The sequence below is a fragment of the Microbacterium sp. LB12 genome (assembly GCF_037150835.1).
Taxonomy (GTDB): Bacteria; Actinomycetota; Actinomycetes; order Actinomycetales; family Microbacteriaceae; genus Microbacterium.
The window spans coordinates 23,866-46,898 of the sequence record NZ_JBBCPF010000016.1 but is presented as its reverse complement, the minus strand read 5'-3'; the positions used below and the strand labels follow the sequence as shown (position 1 = coordinate 46,898).

The window sequence follows — 23,033 nt, the reverse complement described above, 5'->3', positions numbered from 1 at the left end:
GAGGGCGCCGATGATCATGGCTCCGAGCCCCGACGCGGTCATGAGTCGTGTGCCGAACCGGTCGACGGCGCGCCCGGCGAGGATGCCCGTGCAGATCGAGGCGACGGGCCCTGCCGCCATCGCCGCGCCGATCGCCGCGGGGGTGAGCTGCAGGGCGCCGGCGAGGAAGAACGGCCCGACCACGAGAGTGCTCATCATCACCGTCCCCACGATCAGGTTGAGGACGGCGCCGACGGACACTCCGCGAGTGCGGAGCAGCGTCGGCGGCAGCAGGGGATGCGCGGCTCGGCTCTCTCGGAATGCGAACAGCACGGCGATGAGCACAGCCCCACCGAGGAGTGGCAGTGTCGGCCACGACTCGGGGTCGCCGGGCGCGGTGACCCCGAGCGTGTAGAGCGCGACCGCGGCGGTGAGCAGCAGCACGCCCGCGGTGTCGAATCCGCGGCGCGAGGCAGCGGGGGTGTTCTCGTCCTGAGCGGTCAGGGCGGTGAGCGCGGCGGCGAGGAGTCCGAGCGGGACCATGGCCGCGAAGATCGCGGGCCATCCGGCGATCGTGATCAGAATGCCGCCGAGAGCGGGTCCGGAGGCGGTGCCGACCGCGGCGGTCGTCCCGAGCAGACCCATGGTCCGTCCCAGCCGGTCGGGCGCGACCATGTCGCGGGCGCGTGCGAGTGGGAGTGCCATCATCACGGCGGCGCCGATGCCCTGAAGGGCGCGCGCGGCGATCAGCGTGCCGAGCGTGGGTGCGAGTGCACTCAGGAGTGCGGCGCCCGTGAAGATTCCGATCCCGATGCCCAGGATGCGGCGGCGGCCGAGCAGATCGCCGAGGTGGCCGACCGTGAGGCTCGTCGCGGTCATCGCGAGCAGGTAGGCGAGGGCGACCCACTGCGCCTGCGCGAAGGAACCGTCCAGCTCACGGGCGATCGTGGGGAGCGCCACGTTGGCGGCGCTCGTGCCGAGCGAGGCGACCAGCACGCTGAGGGCGAGGCCGGCCGCCGCCGAACGCGGCCGGGTGGGTGTCGGGGCTGCGGTGGTCATGGCTCCAGCCTCGATCCGTGGGTCATGAATCGGCAACTCGTGTTGCTGAAACCGGGATGTCGTGGTGTGCTGGCGTGATGGACGAACAGGCACCGGGCTTCGAGGCGACATTGGAGCGGATCGGATCGCGCCTGCAGGACCTGCGCGGGCGTCGCGGGCTCACACTCGCCGAGGTGGCGGCCGCGACCGGGATCTCCACGAGCACGCTGTCTCGTCTGGAGACCGGTCAGCGCCGGGCGAGCCTCGAGCTGCTGCTGCCCCTCGCCCGGATGTACCGGGTGTCGCTCGACGACCTTGTCGATGCGCCGGAGACGGGAGACCCCCGGGTTCGGCTGCGTCCGCGACGGGTCAACGGCCGCACGGTCGTGGCGCTGACCCGTCAGCCGGGCGAGCGGCACGCATGGAAGATCATCGTGCCGCGCAGCGCCGCGGAGCCGAAGCCGACCTCGCACGAAGGGTCGTCGTGGATGTACGTGCTCACCGGGCGCATCCGGCTCATCGTGGGCGACCGCGACGTGATGCTCGAGGCCGGCGAGGTCGCGGAGTTCGACACGCGGACTCCGCACTGGTTCGGCGCCGACGGCGAGCACGACGCCGAGATCCTCACGATCTTCGGCACGAACGGCGACCACGGGGCGCGCGGCGCCGACCTCGCGACGCGCCACCTCGCCGAGGTGCTCGGAGGGAGCGGCGCCAGGGACTGATCCGCGGGCGAGCCGTCAGCGGGCGGCGGCGACCAGCTCGTAGTGGCAGCGCGCGAGGCGGGCGAGCCACCATTCGCGACGGTCGTCGGAGGCGGCCAGGCGCGTGAGCGCATCGGCATCCGGGGTCACTCGACCGACCGGGATCGAACCGTCGACCGGGCGGCGGTCGGCGACGTCGTCGAGGAACAGGGAAGCCGTGCCGAGCCCGCAGTCGTAGTCGAGCGTCGGGAGGGCGGCGGCGAGGGCCGCACCCTGGGACAGCCCGACGGCGGTGTCCAGGGCGCTCGAGACCACGACCGGCAGGCCGGCGGCGGTGACGATCTGCAGTGCATGCGTGACACCGCCCAGCGGCTGCGCCTTGATCACGAGCAGGTCGGCGGCACCGGCGCGGGCGACCGCGAGGGGATCGGAAGACTTGCGCACGCTCTCGTCCGCTGCCACCGGTATGCCCATGTGCTTCACGCGCCTGCGCAGATCGGCGAGCTCCGGCACGGTCGCGCACGGCTGCTCCACGTACTCCAGGTCGTACTCGCCGAGGGCGTGCACCGCGTGCTCGGCCTCGTCGACGTTCCACGCGCCGTTCGCATCGATGCGGATACGCCCTTCGGGTCCCATCGCCTCGCGCACGGCGCGCACTCGTGCCACATCGTCCGCGAGGGTCTGGCCCGGCTCGGCGACCTTGACCTTCGCGGTGCGACAACCCGCGAACCGCGCGAGGAGTGCCGGCACGAGGGCGGCATCGATCGCGGGGACCGTCGCGTTCACGCCGATGCGGTCGCGCAGGGGCTCGGGCTGTGCGCGCCAGGCGAAGTCGATCGCGGCGGCGAGCCACGTGGCGGCCTCCGGGTCGTCGTACTCGACGAACGGGGAGAACTCCGCCCATCCCTCCGGCCCCTCGAAGAGCAGCGCCTCCCGCACGTCGACGCCGCGGAAGCGGCTGTGCATGGGGAGGGCGACGACCCTCGCCGAATCGATCAGGTCTGCGAGCGGCGGGATCATGTGCCCATTCTGCTCCGCAGGGTGCCGTGACGGGCTGAGCGCCGTGCGGGCGAGTCCTTGCCCGGCTCCACGCCAAAGATGGCGTGATCCATAAATGTGCGATTGACAATGGTGTGTGACGCACAGTAATGTGATCGGCATGAACGAGACGCTCGACACGCACCTGCAGGAACTGCGCCGCGGCACGATCGTGCTCGCATGCCTGCAGCTGCTGCGCACGCCGGGTTACGGCTACGGACTGCTCGAGCAGCTCGAGCAGCGCGGGTTCGCCACCGACGCCAACACCCTGTACCCCCTGCTGCGCCGACTGGAGAAGCAGGAGTACCTCACGAGCGAGTGGAACACCGACGAGGCCAGGCCCCGCAAGTTCTACCGCACCTCGGATGCCGGCATCCGCCTCGCCGACACCCTCACCGACGAATGGCGCTCGCTCACCACCGCGATCGCCTCCCTCACCGCAGAGGAGAACTGACATGACCGCCACCCTCACCGAGCGCTACATCGGCGCCACGATCCGCAGCCTCCGCCCCGACGCCCAGGCCGACGTGCGCGCCGAGCTCGAAGCATCCATCGCAGACGCGATCGACGCACGAGTCGAACAGGGCGAGGCGCCCGACGACGCCGAACGCGCCGTCCTCACCGAACTCGGCGACCCCGGCATCCTCGCCGCGGGATACGCCGAGCGCCCGCTGCACCTGATCGGCCCGCGCTACTACCTCACGTGGTGGCGGCTGCTCAAGCTGCTGCTCATGATCGTCCCCGCCTGCGCCGCAGTGGGCGTCGCGCTCGGACAGCTCCTCGACGGGGCGTCCGTGGGGGAGGCCATCGGCTCGGTCGTCGTGGTCACCATCTCGGTCGTCGTGCACCTGTGCTTCTGGGTGACGCTGGTGTTCGTCATCCTGGAGCGTTCGGGAGCAGACACGGGCGAACGGTGGAACGTCGACCAGCTGCCCGAACCCACGGAGAACGGCGCGGCCCGCAGCGACCTGATCGCCTCGATCGTCCTGCTCTTCCTCGGCATCGGCGCGGTGTTGTGGGACGCGACGCGTGGCTTCTTCCCGACCGGCGGCGACCCGATCGCGATCCTGAATCCCGGGCTCTGGCCGTGGGGGATGACCGTGTTCCTCGCACTCATCGTCGCCGAGACGCTGCTCGCCGTCGCGGTGTACGCCCGCAAGCGCTGGACGGCTGGGATCGCCGCCGTGAACACGGTGCTCGCGGTCGGCTTCGCGGCGTGGGCGCTCACGCTGCTGCTGCGCGGTGAGCTGCTGAATCCGGAGTTCCTGCAGTTCGCGTTCACCGACAACGGGGTCGAGCCCGACACGATGCGGGTGCTGGCCACCATCACCGGCGTGTGCCTCGTCGCGTTCCCCGCGTGGGACATCATCGACGGGTGGATGAAGGCGTGGCGCGCTCGCCGCAACTGACCCGCGCTGACATGCGACCCGCGCTGCTCCGATCCGGGGCGGCGCGGGTCGCATGCGTGGGAGGGCATGAGGAATAGGCTGGATGTCGTGACCAGCGCATTCGTCTCCGACCTGTTCGACCCGGCCGAATGGCGGCTCGCGCCCGGTGCCGAGGACTACACCGACATCACCGCGCACGTCTCGAACGACGGTGGTGTCGCCCGCATCGCCTTCAACCGGCCGGAGGTGCGCAACGCCTTCCGTCCCCACACGGTGGACGAGCTCTACCGGGCGCTCGACATCGCGCGTCAGGACTCTCACATCGGCGCCGTGCTGCTCACCGGCAATGGCCCGAGCCCGAAGGACGGCGGGTGGGCGTTCTGCTCGGGGGGCGACCAGCGCATACGCGGTCGCGACGGCTACAAGTACTCGGATGCCGAGACGGCGATCGTCGACGGTGCCAGCCGCGCCGCGGTCGGACGGCTGCACATCCTCGAGGTGCAGCGCCTGATCCGCTTCATGCCCAAGGTGGTGATCGCCGTGGTCCCCGGGTGGGCGGCCGGCGGCGGGCACTCGCTGCACGTGGTGTGCGACCTCACCATCGCCTCGGCGGAGGAGGCGCGCTTCAAGCAGACCGATGCCGACGTGGGCAGCTTCGACGCGGGATACGGCTCCGCGTACATGGCCCGCCAGACCGGGCAGAAGTTCGCGCGGGAGGTGTTCTTCCTCGCGGAGGAGTACTCGGCCCAGCGTGCCTACGAGGCCGGGGCCGTGAACCGCGTGGTGCCGCACGCAGAGCTCGAGCGCGAGGCGCTGAAGATGGCGCGCACCGTGCTCACCAAGTCGCCCACGGCGATCCGCATGCTGAAGTTCGCATTCAACGCGGTCGACGACGGACTGGTCGGACAGCAGGTGTTCGCCGGAGAGGCCACGCGCCTGGCCTACGGCACCGACGAGGCCGTCGAGGGCCGCGACTCGTTCCTCGAGAAGCGCGACCCCGACTGGTCGTCGTTCCCCTGGCACTACTGAGCCGGATGCGTCGATGACCGCCCTGATCCCCACGGATGCCGAAGACGCGGCGCTCCTGCGGGATGCCCTCCGGCGCGCCCTCGACGGCGGTCCGGCCGTGGGGCTGGGGATGGTGACGGATGCACCGGATGACGTCGCCGATGGGATCGCCGCGGTCATCGCGACCTCGGGGTCGAGCGGTGTCCCGAAACGGGTCGCGCTGAGCGGCGAGGCGCTGCGGGCGAGCGCCGAGGCCACGGCGGCGCGGATCGGCAGCGGACGATGGCTGCTCGCGCTCCCGGCGGGCTACGTGGCGGGCCTGCAGGTGGTGGTGCGGTCGATCCTGGCGGGCACGGAGCCGACGCAGCTCGACGGCCGTTTCTCACCGACGTCGTTCGCCGAGGCGACCCTCGCGATGCTGCGCCCCGCTCCGGGAGGCGCGATCCCCGAGCTGTACACCTCGCTCGTACCCGCGCAGGTGGCGACGCTGCTCGACGCGGCGGACGACACCGCCGTCCGTGCGGCCCTGAAGGCGTATCGGGCGATCCTGGTGGGCGGGCAGTCGCTGCCGGAGCCGCTCCGCGAGCGCGCCGCCGACCTCGGGGCGAGGCTCGTGCGCACCTACGGTTCGACCGAGACCAGCGGTGGGTGCGTGTATGACGGGGTGCCGCTCGACACGGTCGGCGTCCGCACGGTCGAGGGTGAGCTGCGGATCGCCGGCCCCATGCTCGCGGAGGGATACCTGGGCGACGGGTCGCTGACGGCGCGCACGTTCGTCCGCGACGAGCACGGCATCCGCTGGTACCGCACGGGCGACCTCGGCCTCGTCGAAGACGGCGTCGTGCGGGTGCACGGGCGTGCCGACAACGTGATCGTCTCGGGCGGGATCAACATCTCCCTCGACCGCGTGGAGCGGATCGTGCGGCGGATCGCCGGGCTGCACGAAGCCGTGGTGGTCGGGGTCGAGGACGAACGCTGGGGTGAGGCATCCGTGATCGTCGCGGCCCGTGGCGAGGTGCTGCGTCGCAGCGAGTCCGAGCAGCTCGGTCAGGCGCGCGACGCCGTGGAGGAGGAGCTCGGTCGGCACGCGCGTCCGGCACGGCTGATCCTGGTCGACGAGATCGAGCTGCTCTCTTCGGGCAAGCCCGACCGTGAGGCCATCCGTCGTGCGGTCGCCGACCTGCACTGACCCACCCCCCCGGTCCCCCTCCCCGCCGCGCGAACCACCCCTCTCCGGCCGAACCACCCCCATGCGCACGGTGCTTTCGGGGGCGCTCGCACAGGAGGGGGTGGCTCGCGCCGACGTGGTGCCCTGCCAGAATGAACCGCATGGCCTCGTACACGCATGGACACCACGAATCCGTCCTCCGTTCGCACAACGTGCGCGACATCGCGAACTCCGCCGAGTACCTTCGTCCGCACCTCACGGCCACCACCCGCCTCCTCGATGTCGGCGCCGGTCCCGGCAGCATCACGGTCGACTTCGCCACGGTCGTCGCGCACGTCACCGCGACTGAGATCGACGAGAACCCGCTGTCGCTGTCGCGCGGCCTCGCGGCGGATCGCGGGCTCACGAACCTCGCGTTCTCGGTCGAGGATGTGCACGGGCTGAGCTTCCCCGACGACTCCTTCGACGTCGTGCACGCGCACCAGGTGCTGCAGCACGTCGGCGACCCCGTGCAGGCACTCCGCGAGATGCGGCGCGTCACGGTACCCGGCGGGTTCGTCGCCGCGCGCGACGCCGACTACGCCGGCTTCCTCTGGTTCCCCGTCCTTCCCGCGCTCGACCGCTGGCTGGACCTGTACCGCGCGGCCGCCCGTGCCAACGGCGGGGAGCCGGATGCCGGCCGTCGACTGCTCGCCTGGGCGCGGGCCGCGGGCTTCGAGGATGTCACGGCCACGGCATCCACCTGGTGCTACGCGACCCCCGCCGACCGGGCGTGGTGGGGCGGCATGTGGGCCGACCGCATCCTGGAATCCGCGCTCACCCGTCAGCTCCTCGACAGCGGGATGGCCACCGAGGCCGACCTGCAGGAGATCAGCGACGCCTGGCGGCGCTGGGCCGATGACGGCGACGGCTGGTTCCTGGTCCCGCACGGGGAGATCGTCGCCAGGGCGTAGCGCGCGGGATACATCCGCAGACGGATGCCCGTGACGGGGCGCTCGCGTAGCGTGGGGGAGTGATCCGCCCGCTCTCCCGCACGTCGCTGATCCTCGACATCATCGGGGCGGCGCTGCTCTTCCTCGTCCTGACGCCGATGTCGCTCGTGTTCTACGGGCCCGGAACGGGGAACACGGCGATCGAGGGCGTGGCGGTCGCGGCCGTGGTGGTCGCGAGCGTGCTGATGTTCGGTGGCGTCGCGATCGGCAGGCTCGCGCCCGCTCTCGCACTCACCGCCGCGTGGGCCGGGGCCGTGCTGCAGATGCTGGCCGGCTTCGGGCCGCTGCCGATCGACTTCGCGATACTGCTGGTGCTCTACGCCACGTCAGCCTGGGGTACGCGGCGCGTGCTCTGGTGGGGGTTCGGCTCGGCGCTGTTCGGCGGGCTCGTGGCCGCGGTGTACATGGTGTTCGTCAACGGCATCGCGTTCGGCACCGGCTCCGGGTGGGAGAAGATCACCAGCGGCACATTGCTGCTGGCCGTCTCGGTCATGGCCCTCGGGTTCGCGTGGGTGTGCGGACTGCTGTGGCGTGTCGTGCTGCGGGCGCGGCGCACGCGAGCGGCACAGCTGCAAGCGGAATCGCTCGCCGTCGAGGAACAGGAGCGCGTGCGCATCGCCCGAGACATGCACGACGTGGTCGCGCACTCGCTGGCGGTCGTGATCGCGCAGGCCGACGGCGCCCGATACGCGGCGGCGGCGAACCCGGAGGTGGCGACCGAGGCGCTCGGCACGATCGCACAGACGGCACGCGGGGCGCTGAGCGATGTGCGCATGCTCCTCACCCAGCTGCGGCATCGCCAGGGCGACGGCCCGCAGCCGACGCTCGCCGACCTCGAGTCGCTGTTCGCGCAAGTGCGCCAGGCAGGCATCGAGCCGCGGGTCACCGTGGATCCGATGCCGCCGGGGGAGCCGCCGGGTGCGATCCAGCTCGCGGTGTACCGCATCCTGCAGGAGGCGCTCACGAACGCGATCCGCCATGGCGACGGCGCCGTGGACGTGCATCTGGCCTGGCTGCCCGACCGCGTCGATGTGGATGTGCGCAACACCGTGTCGGGGGCCGCCGTCGCGCCGGCCGGGGGACACGGGCTCATCGGCATGCGGGAGAGGGCGCAGCTGGTGGGCGGTAGTCTGCAAGCCGAGCGCCGCGGGGCACAGTTCGTCGTCCACGCCTCGCTCCCGATCGGAGCTCCGGAATGATCAGAGTCGTGCTCGTCGACGACCAGGCGCTGTTCCGCGCCGGGATCCGGATGCTGGTCGCCTCGCAGCCCGACCTCGAGGTGGTCGGTGAGGCGGGGGATGGCAAGGAGGCGCTCGCCGTGGTGCAGAGCACCCGTCCGGACGTGGTGCTGATGGACATCCGGATGCCGGTCATGGACGGTCTCACCGCGACCGCCGAGATCCTCGCGCGCCCGGAGCCGCCCAAGGTCGTGATGCTCACGACGTTCGACCTCGACGAGGCGGCGGCGCGGGCGATCCGGCAGGGGGCGAGCGGCTTCCTCCTCAAGGACGCGGATCCGGAGTTCCTGCTCGCCGCGATCCGCACGGTGCATTCCGGATCGAGTGTGATCGCGGCCTCGGCGACGCGCGACCTGTTCGCGCACTTCGCGGAGGCTCCCAAGCCCGTTCCGCCGCAGTACGCCGCCCTGACGGAGCGGGAGCGGGAGATCTTCGCGCTCGCGGCACGGGGCCTGTCGAATGCGGAGATCGCCGGTCGGGAGTTCTTGAGCGAGGCGACCGTCAAGACGCACATCAGTCGCATCCTCACCAAGCTCGCCCTGCGCGATCGCGTGCAGCTCGTGGTCTTCGCGTTCGAGCACGGCCTAGCCTGACGTCCCCCCCTCAACCTCGGTTCGAATCACCCCCTTCTGTGCGACCCGGCCCTCTGCGCACCGACGCAAGGGGGCCGGGTCGCACGCAAAGGGGCCGCTCGGCATGGCGGGGTGGGGGTGCGGGGCGGGGGAAGTAGGGGAGATCATCCTTGCGATGTATGGGGATGCGCCTGGCGGGCGATGACCTGTGTGGAGCGGCGGAAATAGCGTCGATGACATGGAGATCACGACCACCGACCTCGGGCTCGCCGCCCGCGTCCAGCACCTGAAGAAGACCTACGGCTCGGGCGAGGGCACCGTGCACGCGCTCGACGACGTCAGCGTGGGCATCCGCCGCGGGCAGTTCACCGCGATCATGGGCCCGTCCGGATCGGGCAAGTCCACCCTGATGCACATCATGGCCGGCCTCGACACCCCCACCGAGGGGCGCGCGTGGATCGGCGACACCGAGATCACCGGTCTCGGCGATATCGACCTCACGATCCTGCGGCGCCGCCGCGTGGGTTTCATCTTCCAGGCCTTCAACCTGGTGCCGACGCTGGACGCCCTGGGCAACATCATGCTGCCGTTCGAGCTCGACGGACGCCGCCCCAGCGCGATCGAACGGGCACGCATCGACGGTCTCGTCGAGTCGCTCGGCCTCGGTCCGCGCCTGTCCCACCGGCCGCATCAGCTCTCCGGCGGGCAGCAGCAGCGCGTCGCGATCGCCCGTGCTCTGGCCACCGCACCCGACCTGGTGTTCGCCGACGAACCGACCGGCAACCTCGACTCGAAGACCGGCCGCGAGGTGCTGCGGCTGCTCGCCACCGCGAGCCGCGAGCACGGCCAGTCCATCGCGATGGTCACGCACGACGCGATCGCCGCGAGCCACGCCGACCGCGTGCTGTACCTCGGCGACGGACGCATCGTCGCCGACCACCCGCGCCAGACCGCAGAGCAGATCTCGGCGTACATGCTCGCCGCGGAGGTGGCGGCATGACCGCCGTCGCCACGGTCGTGCCCGAGACAGCCGCGACCGGACCTCGCCTGGGCTGGCTGCGCGACCGCGGCATGGGCGCCAGCATCCTCGTGGCCGCGTTGTCGGCGGCGTTCGGCGTGCTGCTCGTCGAGGTCACCGCCTACATCGGGGCGGTGCTACAGGGTGATCCGTTCATCGGCGACAGCGAGACCCTCGCGTTCGTCGTCGCGCTGCTGTCTGTGCTGCTCACGGCGGTCGCGATGTACGTGGCCGCGATCGTCACGGCGAACACGTTCTCGACGATCATCGCCGGGCGCACGCGCCGCATCGCGCTCCTGCGCCTGATCGGGGCCACGGCGCGCGCGCAACGCGCCGAGGTGGGCAAGCAGGGGCTCGTCGTCGGGCTTCTGGGGGCCGCGATCGGCCTGCTCGTCGGACTCCTGCTGGCTGCGGTCGGTGTGCAGATCGGCGCGCAGGTGATGGACAACGCTCCCGCCTCGTTCTCGCTCGCGCAGCCGTTCATCGCCCTGCCGGCGATCGGCGTGGCACTCACCACCTGGGCGGCGGCATGGGCGGGTTCGCGACGCGTGCTCTCGGTGACGCCGCTGCAGGCGCTCGGCGGATCGGTCGAGCGCACGCATGACGAGGTCTCCCACCGCCCGGGCCGCCACATCGGCGCGTGGGTGCTGCTGGTCTCGGGTGCGGTGCTGCTCGCCGGCGGCGTGCTGGTCGGGCTGATGACACCCCTCGGCGTCGTGATCGCCTTCTTCGGCGGCGTGCTCTCGTTCACGGGTCTCGCCCTCGGATCCGTGCTGTTCATGCCGCCGATCCTGCGACTGGTGGGGAAGATGTTCGGGTCGGGCGCGACCGCTCGGCTCGCCGCCGAGAACGCACTGCGCTACCCGGAGCGGTCGTCGCGGATGGCGATCGGCGTGGTGATGGGTGTGACCCTCGTGACGATGTTCGCCGTCGCGCTCGAATCGGCGAAGGCGTTGATGATGAGCCAGACCACGGGGGAGGTGCCGGCGGAGTTCTTCGCGCCGTTCGACGCCTTCGCCGCGATCATGATGGTGCTCGTCGCCGTGTCGGCGGTCATCGCCGCTGTCGGACTCGTCAACCTGCTCACGATCGGTGTCGTGCAGCGCCGCCGCGAGCTCGGGCTCCTGCGGTCGATCGGGCTGTCGAGCGGGCAGGTGCGTCGCATGGTGCTGCTCGAGGCCACGCACATCACGGTGGCGGCGACGCTCACCGGACTCGTCTTGGGTGTCGTGTACGGCTGGATCGCGGCGCAGTCGCTCCTGGGATCGGTGCCCACGCTGCCCGACTTCACGCCCGCAGGCCTCGTCGCCCCGCAGATCCCGTGGGTCCCTGTCGCGATCATCATCGTCGCGACCGCGATCCTCACGCTGGTCGCTGCGGCGACGCCCACGCGGCTGGCGACGCGGGTCGCTCCGGTCGAGGCGCTCGCAGCCGACTGACGGCCCTAGGCTGGTCGGATGCCGTCGACGTTCGATCAGTCCACGTATCAGGTCCGTCTCGACTGGGGCACCGCGGGGCTGAGCCGCCTCGCCCCCGCCGACATCGTCGTGGTCGTGGATGTGCTGCGGTTCTCCTCGACCGTGATCGATGCGGTCGCCTCCGAGCAGAGCGTGGTGTCAGCAGAGACCGAGCAGTGGTCGCGGAACGGGGCGGCGGTGGTCGCCGCCACCTCGCCCGAGGCGACCGTGCTGGTGGGCGGCATCCGCAACGCGGCGGCCGTGGCCCGTGCCGTGCAGGAGATCCAGGAGCGTCGGCAGGCACGCACCTCGGTCGCGGTCATCGCGGCGGGAGAGGTCGACGACGGGGGCGCGCTGCGGTTCGCGGTCGAGGATCAGCTCGGCGCGGGCGCGATCATCCTGGCCCTGTCGGACCGGGGCATCGATCACACCTCCCCGGATGCCGCGGTCGCGGCGGAGGGCTTCCGTGCACTCCGTGGGGCGCTGCGGCACATGATCGGTGCGAGCGGATCCGGGCGGGAACTCGCCGCTGGGGTCGAGGCGACCGCGCGCATCGAGGCGTCCGGCCTGACGCCGACCGCCGTGGCCGATGCCGCCGTGCTCGATGCCGTCGACGTGGTCCCGGTGCTGCACGAGGGCGCGTTCACCCGCTTCGTGTGAGACTGCCGCCGCCCCGGGCGGAAGACTCCGCGATGGGCGGAGTCCCGGCGCGCGAGCATCCGCCCGACGCGGAGATCTCCGCCCGTGAGCGCGGGGCACACCCCCTGTCGCCTCCACCCACGTAGGGTCGTGGCATGAGGTACCTTCCCGCTGTCATCGTCGACGCCGTGCTCGTGCTGATCTTCGCCGCGATCGGTCGCGCCTCGCACGACGAAAGCCCCGCCGGATTCCTGCTCACCGCCTGGCCGTTCCTGATCGCGCTGGTCGTCGGGCACCTCCTGGCGGCACTGCTCCCGGGCCGTCCGCGTCGGCCGTGGTCGGTCCTGTGGGGCGCGGTCGTCTGGGTCGTGACTGTGGCGGGCGGGATGCTCGTGCGTGTGCTCAGCGGTGATACCGCGCAGGTGGCGTTCATCATCGTCGCGACGCTCGTGCTCGGGGTGTTCCTGGTCGGCTGGCGCGCGATCGCCGCGCTGTTCCGCCGCCGTCGTGGTGCCGCGGACGGGCAGGCGGAGGATGCCGCCGTCGACGCGGAGTATCCGGAGGACGAGGCGCGCTGAGGCGCCGCGGTCAGCGCGGTAGCTGGGCGGCGAGCCGGGCGTCGGTGGAGATCTCACGGCGCGTCCACGCGAACAGGTGCCGTGCGTCGAACGTCCGCGAGCAGCGTGCGCACGAGGTGGGCCTCGTCGGGCGGCGATGCCGGTAGGTGATGTGCCCCGCGGGGCAGCTGCCCACCCAGGGGGCGAGCTCGACCGCCGTCTCACCGTGGTGCGTGGTGCCGCCGACATAGCCGAGGTCGTGCGCGACGCGCTTCCAGGCCGGCCCGTGGGCTGCCGCATGCCCGGCGAGTGCGTGCGCGACCTCGTGCAGCAGCACCTGGTGGATCTCGTCGTCGTCGAATCGTGCGGCGAGATACCGCGACACGGTGATGCGCTTCTTGGTGTAGTCGCACTGCCCGGCACGGCGCTTCGCATGGTCGAAGCCGAACGACCAGCTGTCGTCGAGATGCAGCGTGATCAGTGCCTCGCCCCAGACGCGCACCCGGTCAAGTTCCGCCATGCGCCCAGGCTAAGCCATGCGACCGACATCGCGGTCGCACCCGAGGTCAGCCGAACATGAGCTGTGCGGGGCGGCGGCGCTCGGCGGCCTCGATCGCCAGCAGAACCGTCTCGAGCTCGCTGTCCTCCGCCCCGGATTCGCGTCGCAGGAACAGCGACTGCTTGAAGCTCTCGCGGGCGGTCTCGTAGTCCTCCGCGTCGTACGCGTTCTTCCCGTGGTGCTGATACGCGAACGCCGCGATCGACAGCCAGCGCTGCCCTTCGGCCTCGGTCGCACAGGTCGCCAGTTCCTGCTCCGCGGCGGCATGTGCTCCGCGGTGCTGCAGGATCGTGGCGTGCAGCACGCGGGCGCGCAGCACATCCTTGCGGGTGCCGGCCATGCGGGCCTGACGCACCGCCTCATCGGCCAGCGCGAGCGCCTCGTCCAGGCGGTCGAGAACCTTCAGCAGCCAGACCCGCTCCAGGAGGGCGGGGAGGCTCCGCTGCGACTCGATCTCGGCGAGACGGGTCGCGCACTCATCGAGATCGACCATCTCGCGGAGGGTCTCCTGGTCGTATCCCCGGATGAAACTCATTGCTCTCCTTCCGCAGCGTCCCCGTCCAGTGTGCCTTCCGGTCGCGGGGTCCTCGGGGCGGCGCGCCCTGGTCGACGCATCCCGTCTGCGACACGCCGAAGCCGGCCGCGCGCGGGCTCCCGAATGCGGGGTCAGCGCAGGAACAGCGAGGCGTCGGGGCGGGGGGAGGCGACGGCATCGGCATCCGTGACGACCCGTGCGCCCTGGATGAACGCGGCCGCCTCCGGGCCCTGCGCGATCTTCGCGGGGTGGGGTCCGGCGGCCAGCATCCGCGGCAGCCATTCGGTCGGCAGCGGGGTGGCGGATGCCGCGATCACGAGGTTGCCGAACCGTCGCCCCTTGAGCACCTGAGTGTCGGCGAGGATGCCGATCTCGGGCAGCACCTCCGCGATCGTCGCGGCCTGGCGACGGGCGAAGGCGAGCCCTGGGCCGTCGGCGACGTTGACCAGGAGCACGCCGCCGGGGGCGAGCAGTGCGGCGAGCTCGCGGTAGAACTCCACGCTCGTGAGGTGGGCGGGGGTCTGCGCGCCGGAGTACACGTCCGACACCACGAGGTTGCAGCTCGCGAGCAGTGCGCCCGGCAGCCGCTGCACGCCCTCGCGCGCATCGCCGATCCGGATCCGGATGGCCGCGCCCTTCGGCAGGGGCAGGCGCTCGCGCACCAGCTGGGCGAGCGGAGCCTCGAGCTCGATGACCTGCTGGCGGGAGCCGGGCCGGGTGGCGTCGATGTAGCGCGGGATCGTCAGCGCACCGGCACCGAGGTGCACGGCGGTCAGCGGCCCCGGAGCGAGCTGGTCGATCACCGCGCCCATGCGCACGATGTACTCGAAGTGCAGGTGGGTCGGATCGTCGAGGTCGACGTGCGACTGCGGGGTGTCGTCCACGATGAGCTCGTATCCGCTCGTGAACTCCGATGGCACGATGCGCGCGATGCCGCCATGGTCCAGGCGGGCCTGCGGATGCTCGGTGTCTCGCGTTCGCGTCCTGCCCATGGGCACGAGCCTACGCGTCGGCCAGCGTACGGTCAGCGCTGCTTGCCGTTGGCGCAGGTCTCCTGGGCGGCGGTCTGGCCCGAGATGGACGAGTCGAGTGTCGCGCGCGGTGCCGGTGCCTCGGTCGTGGGGGCATCGGTTGCGGGAACCTCGGTCGTCGGCGTCTCCGGTTCGGTGCCGGGTGCGGGTTCGACGAGCTCGACGCCGCCGTTGTTGCTCGCCTTGCCGGTCAGCTGCACGGGCTGGCCCGCGAGCAGCGCGCTCCAGATCGTGGCCGCCGCCTCGCGGTTGGGGATGACGCGGTTGCTGTCATCGGGGTCGCCGAACACGGGGTACTGCAGGAATACGAACTCCGAGAACGGCACGTCCTTGATCGAGAGCGCGAGCTGCGCGAGGCGGATCGGGTTGCTGAGCTCTTCACTCGGGTCGATGTTGTCGACGATGGTGTTCGCCAGCCCGAGCACCTTTGTCGGGTCGGAGAGCACCTCGTCGCTCATGATCTTCTTCACGAGGCGCGACATGTACTGCTGCTGGTTCGACACGCGTGCCATATCGCTCTCGTCGCCGACCCCGTGTCGTGTGCGGATGAACTGGAGCGCTTCGTAGCCCGAGACGGTGCGCAGGCCGGGCTCCCAGTCGAGGGCCGTGTGGCGGTCGCGGATGCCGTCGCCGCCGATGCACACCTCGACGCCGCCGATCGCGTCGGTGACCTCCATCACCCCGTCGAACGAGATCTTGGCGGCGAACGGGATGTCGAGACCGGTGAGCTCCGTCACGGTCTTCGCCACGCACGACAGGCCGGCGTTCTGGTAGATCGAGTTGATCTGCGTCTTGCTCGTCTTGGAGGCGATGGATCCGTCTTCGCGCGTGCACTCGGGCGTCGGGATCATCAGGTCGCGGGGGAGGGAGACGACGGTGACGTTGCGCGGCTCCGCCGACACGTGCACGAGGAGGTTGACGTCGTTGAGGATGCCGTCGTCGGCCTCGGAGCAGCGCGCGCCGAGCAGGCTGGTGGAGACCTCTCCGCATTCGTCGGTGCCGATGATGAGCATGCTGAACTCGCCGGGGTACTGCCCGATCGCCGGGGGTTCGACCTCGGGAGCACCCTCGAGCGCCACAGCGCCGTCGCTGAAGCGGTTGAAGTAGTCGGTCACGAGGAACGCCGCGACCGCGACGGCCGACACCACGATCACGCCGAGCGCGACCCCCGCCAGTCTCAGGAACGTCGACAGCGCGCTCGGGGTGGACAGGGTCGCATGGCGCGCGACCGTGGCACGGTCGGCATCGTTTCTGCGGCTGGGCATGCGGGCGAGCCTACCGGCGCAACCTCCGACGACCCTGCGGATACCTGTGCGGCGCCGATGTTACGGGGGTATGACGATTGTGGGAGCAACTTGCAGGGAATTAGTTAGTCGTGGATACTTTTTCCTAACCCCCGGTGCGCACCTACTGCCCACCTGGACTTTTTCAAAGAGGAGATCCCTTCATGCACAAGCGCATTCTCTCGGCCGTGGCGCTCGGCGCCGTGGCCACACTCGCCCTCGCCGGCTGCGCCGGCGGCGGAGACACCGGCTCTGCCGACGGCAAGGGCAAGGAGCTCACCGTCTGGATCATGAAGGGCACCAACCCCGACTCGACCGCCTTCTACGACAAGGTCTCCGCGGCCTTCGAGAAGGAGACCGGCGCGACGGTCAAGATCGAGGAGATCCAGTGGGCCGACGCCCACGACCGCTTCGTGACCTCTATCGCCGGTGGCACCACCCCCGACGTCGCCGAGACCGGCACCACCTGGACCGCCGAGTTCGCCGACGCTGGCGCGCTCCTCCCGCTCGACGAGTACGTCGACGCCGAGAAGGGTCTGCGCGACGACCTGGTCGAGGGCCTCGCGGTCGCCGGAACCTACGACGACGAGCTCTACGGCATGCCGTGGTACGCGGGTGTCCGCTCGCTCGTCTACCGTGCCGACGTGTTCGAGGAGCTCGGCCTCGAGGCTCCGAAGACGTGGGACGACATCGTCGCCGCCGGTGACGCCATCAAGGCTGCCAAGCCCGACATGCTGCCGTTCCCGGTCCCCGGTGACGCCGAGTTCCAGGTCTACCCCTGGGTCTGGGGCGCCGGCGGCGAGGTCGCCACGAAGGACGGCAAGACCTGGACCAGCGAGCTGGACAGCCCCGAGTCGCAGGCCGGCATCGAGTTCTACACGGGCCTCGCCACCGAGCACGGCTTCTCCTCCGCAGGTGCCACCACCTGGAAGGAGACCGACCTCCGTGACGCGTTCACGCAGGGGAACGTCGCCATGATGCTCTCGGGCTCGTGGACGCCGAAGTCGCTCATCGAGGCGAACCCCGACCTCGAGGGCAAGATCGGCGCCGCGGTCATCCCGGGTGAAGACGGCGGCATCGCTCCGTCCGTGCTCGGCGGATCGCACCTCTCGGTCTTCAACACGACCAAGAACGCCGACCTCGCATGGCAGTTCGTCAAGCTCATGACCACCGGTGAGTTCGCCGAGCAGTGGTCGAACGAGACCGGCTACTTCCCGGGCGTCCAGTCCGCGATGGAAGAGGCTCTCGCCTCGACCGACCCGCTCGTCGCACCGTTCGCTCAGCAGATGGTCGAGGGCGGCGCATCCGTGCCGGTCACCCCGAACTTCGGCGCCGTGCAGGCGAAGAAGACGACCAACTCGATGATCCAGGCCATCCTCAGCGGGCAGAAGGACGTCGCGACCGCGACGAAGGACGCCGCAGCCGAGATGACCGAACTGCTCAACAAGTAAGGAAGCATCCCTTCCATGTCGATGGTGCAAGCGCCACTGCCGGCCACGAAGGCGGAGTCCACCTCCGCCTCCGTGGCCGGCGGCCGGAAGCGACGCGGTCTCTCGATCGTCGCGGCCCGCCCCTGGCTTCTTCTCGCGCCCGGGCTGGCCATCCTCGCGGTGCTCATGCTCTGGCCGCTCGTCCAGGTGTTCATCTACTCGCTGCAGGACTACGGTCTGCGCGAGATCAACACCGGGGAGAACAACTGGATCGGTCTCGACAACTACGTCGAGGCGCTCACCAACCCGACGCTGTGGACGGTCGTTCTGCCGAACACCGTCGGGTTCGCCGCGGTGGCGGTCTTCGTCACCGTGGCGGTCGGCACGCTCGTCGCCCTGTTGCTCGCTCGCCTCGGCACCACGTGGCGTGTGATCGTCTCCAGCTGCATCATGGTCGCCTGGGCGATGCCCGCCGTGACCGGCACGTACGTCTGGACCTTCATCTTCGATGCCGACCGCGGCATCTTCAACACGGTTCTCAAGGACCTCGGTCTGATGGACGACCCGGTCAACTGGTTCACGAATCAGTGGTCGTTCTACGCCATCGTTCTGCTGAACGTGGTGCACCACGGCTTCCCGTTCGTCGCGATCACCGTGCTCGCCGGCCTCCTCGGCGTCTCGAAGGAGATGCTCGAAGCCGCCGCCCTCGACGGCGCCGGCGCCTGGCGTCGGTTCTGGAAGATCATCTTCCCGACGCTGCGTCCCGTCTTCTCCGTCGTGATCATCCTCTCGACCATCTGGGACTTCAAGGTCTTCGCGCAGGTGTACCTGATGCCCGGCGGAAGCGGCGGCAACCGCCAGGTGCTCAACCTCGGCGTGTGGTCGTACGTCGAATCGTTCGGGCAGAACCGCTACGGCTTCGGCGCGGCACTCGCCGTGCTGCTCACGCTCGTGCTGATCGGCATCACGATCGTCTACATCCGATCCCTCATGAAGGAGGACGAGCTGTGAACCCCCGCCCCCGGCTCCGCTCGCGCATCGGGCTCGGCATCGCGGTCGCGGCCGTCCTGATCTTCACGCTCTTCCCCGTCTACTGGATGGTCTCCAGCGCCTTCGACGCAAAGGCCTCCAGCGGTGGGCAGTCGCTGCTCCCGCAGGAGTTCACCTGGGACAACTTCGCGTTCGTCCTCACCGACGGCGGCTTCGGCACCTATCTGCGCAACTCCGCGATCGTGGCTCTCGTCACGGTGCTGGTGAGCGCGCTGGTGTGCCTGCTCGCGGCCGTCGCGGTCGCACGGTTCAAGTTCAAGTTCCGCACCATGATCCTGATGATGATCCTCGTGGTGCAGATGGTGCCGCTCGAGGCGCTCGTGATCCCGCTCTTCCTGCAGGTCAAGAGCCTGGGGCTGCTCAACAGCATCCTCGGCCTGATGGTCGTGTACGTGGCGCTGTCGCTCGCGTTCGGCATCTGGATGCTGCGCGGCTTCGTCGCCGCCGTCCCGGTCGAGCTCGAAGAGGCCGCCTACATCGACGGTGCCAGCTGGTGGCGCATGTTCCGCTCCGTGCTGCTGCCCCTGGTCATGCCGGGTCTCGTGGCGACCAGCATCTTCAGCTTCATCACCGCGTGGAACGAGTTCATCTTCGCCATGACGATCCTCGGCGCGCAGACCGACCAGTACACGGTCTCGATCGGTCTGAAGTCGTTCTTCGGTCTGCACTCCAACGACTGGGGCAGCATCATGGCCGCGTCGACCATCATCACGGTCCCGGTCATGATCTTCTTCGTGCTGGTGCAGCGCAAGCTCGCCTCCGGCATGGTCGCGGGAGCGGTGAAGGGATGACCGACGACCTCGAGCGCCTGGCGAACGGTGTGCTGTGGCCGGGCTTCTTCGGCACCGAGGCGCCGGAGTGGCTGCGCGCGGAACTGCGCGACGGCCTGGCCGGTGTCGTGTACTTCGGGCAGAACGTCGGCAAGGGGCTTCCCGCTCTCAGCGCCGCGATCCTCGACGCCAACCCCGACGCCCTGATCGGGATCGACGAGGAGGGCGGCAGCGTCACCCGACTCGAGTCCGCCACGGGTTCGACGGTCCCCGGCGCTGCGCAGCTCGGTCTCCTCGACGATCTGATCGCTTCGGAGAAGACCGGGGCGGAGCTCGCCCGGCGCGTCCGTGCGGTCGGTGCCAACGTCGTGCTCGGCCCGGTCGCCGACGTCAACACCGACCCGCGCAACCCGGTGATCGGCGTGCGCGCGTTCGGCGCCGATGAGGCGTTGGTCTCCCGGCACGCGGTCGCGACGATCGACGGCATCCAGGACGGCGCCGTCGCCGCGTGCGTCAAGCACTTCCCCGGCCACGGCGACACCCACATGGACTCGCACCACTCGCTCCCGGAGATCGCGCTCGGTCTCGAGGAGTTCGAGCGCGTGCACCTCGAGCCGTTCCGCGCGGCGGTCGAGGCGGGCGTCGATGCCGTCATGACCGCGCACATCGTGGTTCCCGCGTGGGGCGAGCAGCCCGCGACCCTCAACCCGCGTGTGCTCGGCATGCTGCGCGACTGGGGCTTCGAGGGCGTCATCATCACGGACGCGCTCGACATGGCCGCGATCCGCGAGACCGTCGGACTCGGCGGCGGTGCCGCGCAGGCGCTCGCGGCCGGCGCCGATCTGCTCTGCATCGGCAACCCGACCAACCCCGGTGACGCGGCGCTGCCCGACCAGGACGAGCAGGACTTCCGTGCCGCGCGTGACGGCATCGTCGCTGCGCTGCGCGACGGGTCGCTGTCGCGGTCGCGCGTCGAGGAGGCGGCCGGTCGTGTCGCCGCTCTCGCCGCCAAGCTCCGTGCCGCCGCGGAACGGGTGCACGAGACGGCGGACGACTTCGATGCCGCCGACATCGTGCGCCGGGTGCTGACCGTCTCGGGAGGGACTCCGGCCGCAGCCGTGGAGCTCGCCGTCGTCGACGCGCGTCGTCGTTCCACGCTGGCCGTGGACAGCGCCGGCTCCTACGTGGCGAATGCGCTCGCGGGCGAGGGACTGCGGGTGCGCCTCGATGTGGCATCCGTCCCCGTCGACGAGCAGGATCGCGTGCTCGACGAGGTCTGCGCGGCAGCCGGAACGACCGTGCTGCTGATCGACCGCCCGGACACGGATACCGCACAGCGGGCTCTCGTCGAGCGCGCCGCCGTGCGCGACGCCGACGCGGTGGTCGTGAACGTCGGTCTTCCCACGCGACAGGCGCTGCCTCTGCCGACCGTCGAGGTCGCCGCAGCCAGTAGGCTCGGTGCCCAGATGGCGCGAGACGCTCTTCTGGGGCGCTTCGCCCTGCAGCAGAGGGTCGACAGCGCCGGCTGAGACAGGATCCCTCCATGGACGATGACGTTCTCGCTCGGGTGCGGCGCTCCCTTCCCAAGGTGAGCGCCGCCGAGGCGCGCGTCGCGGAGACGATCCTGGGAGACCCGACGCTGGTCGTCGACCTCGCGATCAACGATCTGGCCCAGCTGTGCCGTACCTCGCTGTCGACGGTCGCCCGGTACTCCCAGTCGCTGGGATACAGCGGCTACCGGGAGCTCCGGGTCGCGGTGGCGCGGGCGATCACTCTCGAGCAGGCACAGCAGGCGCGGTTCGGGCTCGACACCACGGCGATCGATCCGGACGACGGCCCCACGGCGATCGCCGCCAAGCTCGCCGCACAGGAGATCGACGCGATCGAGAAGACCGCGCTCGCCATCGACGCCGCGGCCCTCGACAGGGTCGCTCGCGCCGTGGTCGACGCCCGTCACATCGACCTGTTCGGGCAGGCGGCATCGTCGCTGACCGCGCAGGACCTGCAGCTCAAGCTGTCCCGCATCGGCTGCTCGGTCTCGCATTCGGCCGATCCGCACCTCGCAGCCACGACGGCCGCGCTGCGCACCACCGACGACGTCGCGATCGCGTTCTCGCACGGTGGCGAAACCGCGGAGACGCTGCGTGCGCTCGAAGTGGCGCGGGATGCGGGGGCGCTGACGGTCGCCGTGACGAGTGTCGGGGAGTCTCCGCTGGCGCTGACGGCCGACGTGGTGCTGCTCACGCACGCGCACGAGTCGCCGTTCCGGATGGCGGCGATGTCGAGCCGCATCGCTCAGCTCGCGCTCGTCGACGTGCTGTTCGTGCGGGTCGTGCAGCATCGGGGCGAGCCGGTCGCGGTGTCGCTGCAGCGCACCCACGACGCGGTGCCGCCGCGCCGGCACACCTGACCGCACGGTCGTCCCGCGTCGGGCGGAGATCTCCGTGAGGGGAGGAACCTGCGACGGCGAAGGCCCGCCCGACGCCGTGTTCTCCGCCGGAGGCGGACTCAGTCGACGTGGTCGCGAGTGCTGCCCAAAGCCCGGGTCGCGATGCGGTGCCCGCGGGTGAGGCTCCCGGTCAGCGAGAGGCCGGTGAGCACGCCGGCGAGGAAGCCGGCCGCGAAGGCGTCGCCGGCGCCGATCGTCTCCACGACCGGGGCGTCGAGCGCATCGCTCTCGGCGGTCTCCGCGCCGTCGAAGGCCACGGCTCCGCTCGCATCGGTGACGAGCAGATAACGCGGCTCGGGGAACAGCGCGCGCAGTTCCTGCGGATCGCTCGTGCCGAACACGGCCTCCGCATCGGGGCGGGTGCAGAACACGATGTCGGCGCGGCGGGCGAACCCTGCGACGATGTCTCGGCCCTCCTCCTCGCGGCCCCGCCAGAGCGTCGGGCGCCAGTTCAGGTCGAAGCTGAGCAGCCGCCCCGGTCGGGGGTCGCTGTAGAGCACCTCCTGCGCGGCCAGGGCCGAGGGCGACAGTGCGGGCGTGATCCCCGAGGTGTGCACGAGAGCGGCATCGGCGAGTCGGCGGGCCGCGTCGGGATCCGACAGCGTCTGCGGGGACATCGCAGCGGCTGCGGATCCTGCCCGGTAGTAATGCATCGTGCCGTCGACGGCGCCGTCCGCTCGTGCCGACAGCTCCTTCACGTACAGTCCGGTCGGTGCCTCGCGGTCGACCTCGACGGCCGTGTCGTCGACACCGTGCGCGCGCAGCTCGGCGGTCAGGAAACGGCCGAAGCCGTCGTCGCCGACCCGGGAGACGACGGCGGTGGCGATACCGGCGGATGCCAGGGCGATCGCGGTGTTCCACTCCGCTCCGGCGAGCGAGCGATGGAACGTGCGGCAGTCCTCCAGCGGTCCTGCGGTGGCGGCGACGAGGGCGACCAGGCCCTCCCCGAAGCAGACGGCGAGTGGGGTGGAGTCGGACACGATCTGGACACTACCGGATCACGACGCGGTGCATGCCGATACCGGATCGCAACCTGGATCTGTTTGGCATCTGTGGATCTGCTGGGTAGCGTCGAGGCATCACCGTCCCCGAAGCGAAGAGGCTTCGGGACGCGCAATGAAGCGCCCGAC

At 70.6% G+C, this 23,033-nt stretch carries 23 protein-coding genes and 1 pseudogene; 17 read left to right on the top strand and 7 right to left on the bottom strand.

Annotated features, from left to right (window positions below):
• Positions 1–12: 12 nt before the first annotated feature.
• Positions 13–1,038: pseudogene (locus tag WFM69_RS19440) on the bottom strand (MFS transporter); the annotation flags it as partial.
• A 77-nt stretch (positions 1,039–1,115) separates the two neighbouring features.
• On the opposite strand from WFM69_RS19440, the gene WFM69_RS18460 reads away from it, so the two are divergent.
• Complete coding sequence (locus tag WFM69_RS18460; RefSeq protein ID WP_337007211.1) at positions 1,116–1,742, top strand: helix-turn-helix domain-containing protein; 627 nt, start codon at positions 1,116–1,118, stop codon at positions 1,740–1,742.
• Positions 1,743–1,757: 15 nt separating this feature from the next.
• Here the strand turns inward: WFM69_RS18460 and WFM69_RS18455 are convergent, their stop codons facing one another.
• Positions 1,758–2,741 (bottom strand): o-succinylbenzoate synthase, encoded by a 984-nt coding sequence (locus tag WFM69_RS18455; RefSeq protein ID WP_337007200.1) that lies wholly within the window; start codon positions 2,739–2,741, stop codon positions 1,758–1,760.
• 139 nt (positions 2,742–2,880) lie between these two features.
• On the opposite strand from WFM69_RS18455, the gene WFM69_RS18450 reads away from it, so the two are divergent.
• From WFM69_RS18450 to WFM69_RS18400, 11 genes are all read left to right on the top strand, one after another.
• Positions 2,881–3,213, top strand: a complete 333-nt coding sequence (locus tag WFM69_RS18450) for a PadR family transcriptional regulator (RefSeq protein ID WP_337007199.1) — start codon at positions 2,881–2,883, stop codon at positions 3,211–3,213.
• A 1-nt stretch (position 3,214) separates the two neighbouring features.
• The gene (locus WFM69_RS18445; protein WP_337007198.1) at positions 3,215–4,168 is read left to right on the top strand and encodes a permease prefix domain 1-containing protein; all 954 of its coding nucleotides are present in this window, start codon (positions 3,215–3,217) and stop codon (positions 4,166–4,168) included.
• Positions 4,169–4,234: 66 nt separating this feature from the next.
• Positions 4,235–5,176 (top strand): 1,4-dihydroxy-2-naphthoyl-CoA synthase, encoded by a 942-nt coding sequence (locus WFM69_RS18440; RefSeq protein ID WP_337007197.1) that lies wholly within the window; start codon positions 4,235–4,237, stop codon positions 5,174–5,176.
• 13 nt (positions 5,177–5,189) lie between these two features.
• Positions 5,190–6,344 carry an AMP-binding protein gene (locus WFM69_RS18435; RefSeq protein ID WP_337007196.1) on the top strand — a complete coding sequence of 385 codons (1,155 nt, stop codon included), beginning with the start codon at positions 5,190–5,192 and terminating at the stop codon, positions 6,342–6,344.
• Positions 6,345–6,484: 140 nt separating this feature from the next.
• The gene (locus WFM69_RS18430; RefSeq protein WP_337007195.1) at positions 6,485–7,276 is read left to right on the top strand and encodes a class I SAM-dependent methyltransferase; all 792 of its coding nucleotides are present in this window, start codon (positions 6,485–6,487) and stop codon (positions 7,274–7,276) included.
• A gap of 59 nt (positions 7,277–7,335) precedes the next feature.
• A complete protein-coding gene (locus WFM69_RS18425; RefSeq protein WP_337007194.1) occupies positions 7,336–8,514 on the top strand; it encodes a sensor histidine kinase in 1,179 nt (392 codons plus the stop codon).
• Positions 8,511–9,146 (top strand): response regulator transcription factor, encoded by a 636-nt coding sequence (locus WFM69_RS18420; protein WP_337007193.1) that lies wholly within the window; start codon positions 8,511–8,513, stop codon positions 9,144–9,146. Before WFM69_RS18425 ends, WFM69_RS18420 begins: the two co-directional genes overlap by 4 nt.
• Positions 9,147–9,363: 217 nt before the next feature.
• Positions 9,364–10,125 (top strand): ABC transporter ATP-binding protein, encoded by a 762-nt coding sequence (locus WFM69_RS18415; RefSeq protein WP_337007190.1) that lies wholly within the window; start codon positions 9,364–9,366, stop codon positions 10,123–10,125.
• Complete coding sequence (locus tag WFM69_RS18410; protein WP_337007188.1) at positions 10,122–11,582, top strand: ABC transporter permease; 1,461 nt, start codon at positions 10,122–10,124, stop codon at positions 11,580–11,582. The genes WFM69_RS18415 and WFM69_RS18410 overlap by 4 nt, the downstream gene beginning before the upstream one ends.
• 18 nt (positions 11,583–11,600) lie before the next feature.
• Positions 11,601–12,260: a 2-phosphosulfolactate phosphatase gene (locus tag WFM69_RS18405; protein WP_337007186.1), complete on the top strand. Its 660-nt coding sequence runs from the start codon at positions 11,601–11,603 to the stop codon at positions 12,258–12,260.
• A 134-nt stretch (positions 12,261–12,394) separates the two neighbouring features.
• Positions 12,395–12,817: a DUF3054 domain-containing protein gene (locus WFM69_RS18400; RefSeq protein ID WP_337007184.1), complete on the top strand. Its 423-nt coding sequence runs from the start codon at positions 12,395–12,397 to the stop codon at positions 12,815–12,817.
• A 10-nt stretch (positions 12,818–12,827) separates the two neighbouring features.
• Here the strand turns inward: WFM69_RS18400 and WFM69_RS18395 are convergent, their stop codons facing one another.
• From WFM69_RS18395 to WFM69_RS18380, 4 genes are all read right to left on the bottom strand, one after another.
• Complete coding sequence (locus WFM69_RS18395) at positions 12,828–13,316, bottom strand: SprT-like domain-containing protein (protein ID WP_337007182.1); 489 nt, start codon at positions 13,314–13,316, stop codon at positions 12,828–12,830.
• Positions 13,317–13,362: 46 nt separating this feature from the next.
• A complete protein-coding gene (locus WFM69_RS18390) occupies positions 13,363–13,890 on the bottom strand; it encodes a hypothetical protein (protein ID WP_337007180.1) in 528 nt (175 codons plus the stop codon).
• Between the two features lie 131 nt (positions 13,891–14,021).
• Positions 14,022–14,882, bottom strand: coding sequence for a spermidine synthase (locus WFM69_RS18385; RefSeq protein ID WP_337007178.1), 861 nt, complete (start codon positions 14,880–14,882; stop codon positions 14,022–14,024).
• Between the two features lie 32 nt (positions 14,883–14,914).
• Positions 14,915–16,186, bottom strand: coding sequence for an LCP family protein (locus tag WFM69_RS18380; RefSeq protein ID WP_337007176.1), 1,272 nt, complete (start codon positions 16,184–16,186; stop codon positions 14,915–14,917).
• Between the two features lie 182 nt (positions 16,187–16,368).
• On the opposite strand from WFM69_RS18380, the gene WFM69_RS18375 reads away from it, so the two are divergent.
• The 5 genes from WFM69_RS18375 to WFM69_RS18355 are packed head-to-tail and all read left to right on the top strand — an operon-like array spanning position 16,369 to position 21,864.
• Positions 16,369–17,655 carry a sugar ABC transporter substrate-binding protein gene (locus WFM69_RS18375; protein WP_337007174.1) on the top strand — a complete coding sequence of 429 codons (1,287 nt, stop codon included), beginning with the start codon at positions 16,369–16,371 and terminating at the stop codon, positions 17,653–17,655.
• A gap of 15 nt (positions 17,656–17,670) precedes the next feature.
• Positions 17,671–18,645, top strand: coding sequence for a carbohydrate ABC transporter permease (locus tag WFM69_RS18370; RefSeq protein ID WP_337007172.1), 975 nt, complete (start codon positions 17,671–17,673; stop codon positions 18,643–18,645).
• Entirely contained in the window at positions 18,642–19,475 is an 834-nt protein-coding gene (locus WFM69_RS18365) for a carbohydrate ABC transporter permease (RefSeq protein ID WP_337007170.1), read from the top strand. Before WFM69_RS18370 ends, WFM69_RS18365 begins: the two co-directional genes overlap by 4 nt.
• Positions 19,472–20,983 carry a glycoside hydrolase family 3 N-terminal domain-containing protein gene (locus WFM69_RS18360; RefSeq protein WP_337007168.1) on the top strand — a complete coding sequence of 504 codons (1,512 nt, stop codon included), beginning with the start codon at positions 19,472–19,474 and terminating at the stop codon, positions 20,981–20,983. Before WFM69_RS18365 ends, WFM69_RS18360 begins: the two co-directional genes overlap by 4 nt.
• 14 nt (positions 20,984–20,997) lie before the next feature.
• Positions 20,998–21,864, top strand: coding sequence for a MurR/RpiR family transcriptional regulator (locus tag WFM69_RS18355; RefSeq protein ID WP_337007166.1), 867 nt, complete (start codon positions 20,998–21,000; stop codon positions 21,862–21,864).
• Between the two features lie 98 nt (positions 21,865–21,962).
• On the opposite strand, the gene WFM69_RS18350 is transcribed toward WFM69_RS18355, so the two are convergent.
• Complete coding sequence (locus tag WFM69_RS18350) at positions 21,963–22,883, bottom strand: sugar kinase (protein WP_337007164.1); 921 nt, start codon at positions 22,881–22,883, stop codon at positions 21,963–21,965.
• Positions 22,884–23,033 lie beyond the last annotated feature (150 nt).

Bases quoted from the DNA above. Each gene is read 5' to 3' on its own strand.
- WFM69_RS18400 (WP_337007184.1), top strand. From the start codon at position 12,395: ATGAGGTACCTTCCCGCTGTCATCGTCGACGCCGTGCTCGTGCTGATC.
- WFM69_RS18430 (WP_337007195.1), top strand. From the start codon at position 6,485: ATGGCCTCGTACACGCATGGACACCACGAATCCGTCCTCCGTTCGCAC.
- WFM69_RS18450 (WP_337007199.1), top strand. From the start codon at position 2,881: ATGAACGAGACGCTCGACACGCACCTGCAGGAACTGCGCCGCGGCACG.
- WFM69_RS18410 (WP_337007188.1), top strand. From the start codon at position 10,122: ATGACCGCCGTCGCCACGGTCGTGCCCGAGACAGCCGCGACCGGACCT.
- WFM69_RS18385 (WP_337007178.1), bottom strand. From the start codon at position 14,882: ATGGGCAGGACGCGAACGCGAGACACCGAGCATCCGCAGGCCCGCCTG.
- WFM69_RS18390 (WP_337007180.1), bottom strand. From the start codon at position 13,890: ATGAGTTTCATCCGGGGATACGACCAGGAGACCCTCCGCGAGATGGTC.
- WFM69_RS18405 (WP_337007186.1), top strand. From the start codon at position 11,601: ATGCCGTCGACGTTCGATCAGTCCACGTATCAGGTCCGTCTCGACTGG.
- WFM69_RS18460 (WP_337007211.1), top strand. From the start codon at position 1,116: ATGGACGAACAGGCACCGGGCTTCGAGGCGACATTGGAGCGGATCGGA.
- WFM69_RS18355 (WP_337007166.1), top strand. From the start codon at position 20,998: ATGGACGATGACGTTCTCGCTCGGGTGCGGCGCTCCCTTCCCAAGGTG.
- WFM69_RS18395 (WP_337007182.1), bottom strand. From the start codon at position 13,316: ATGGCGGAACTTGACCGGGTGCGCGTCTGGGGCGAGGCACTGATCACG.
- WFM69_RS18380 (WP_337007176.1), bottom strand. From the start codon at position 16,186: ATGCCCAGCCGCAGAAACGATGCCGACCGTGCCACGGTCGCGCGCCAT.
- WFM69_RS18420 (WP_337007193.1), top strand. From the start codon at position 8,511: ATGATCAGAGTCGTGCTCGTCGACGACCAGGCGCTGTTCCGCGCCGGG.
- WFM69_RS18360 (WP_337007168.1), top strand. From the start codon at position 19,472: ATGACCGACGACCTCGAGCGCCTGGCGAACGGTGTGCTGTGGCCGGGC.
- WFM69_RS18455 (WP_337007200.1), bottom strand. From the start codon at position 2,741: ATGATCCCGCCGCTCGCAGACCTGATCGATTCGGCGAGGGTCGTCGCC.
- WFM69_RS18445 (WP_337007198.1), top strand. From the start codon at position 3,215: ATGACCGCCACCCTCACCGAGCGCTACATCGGCGCCACGATCCGCAGC.
- WFM69_RS18440 (WP_337007197.1), top strand. From the start codon at position 4,235: ATGAGGAATAGGCTGGATGTCGTGACCAGCGCATTCGTCTCCGACCTG.
- WFM69_RS18375 (WP_337007174.1), top strand. From the start codon at position 16,369: ATGCACAAGCGCATTCTCTCGGCCGTGGCGCTCGGCGCCGTGGCCACA.
- WFM69_RS18435 (WP_337007196.1), top strand. From the start codon at position 5,190: ATGACCGCCCTGATCCCCACGGATGCCGAAGACGCGGCGCTCCTGCGG.
- WFM69_RS18370 (WP_337007172.1), top strand. From the start codon at position 17,671: ATGTCGATGGTGCAAGCGCCACTGCCGGCCACGAAGGCGGAGTCCACC.
- WFM69_RS18415 (WP_337007190.1), top strand. From the start codon at position 9,364: ATGGAGATCACGACCACCGACCTCGGGCTCGCCGCCCGCGTCCAGCAC.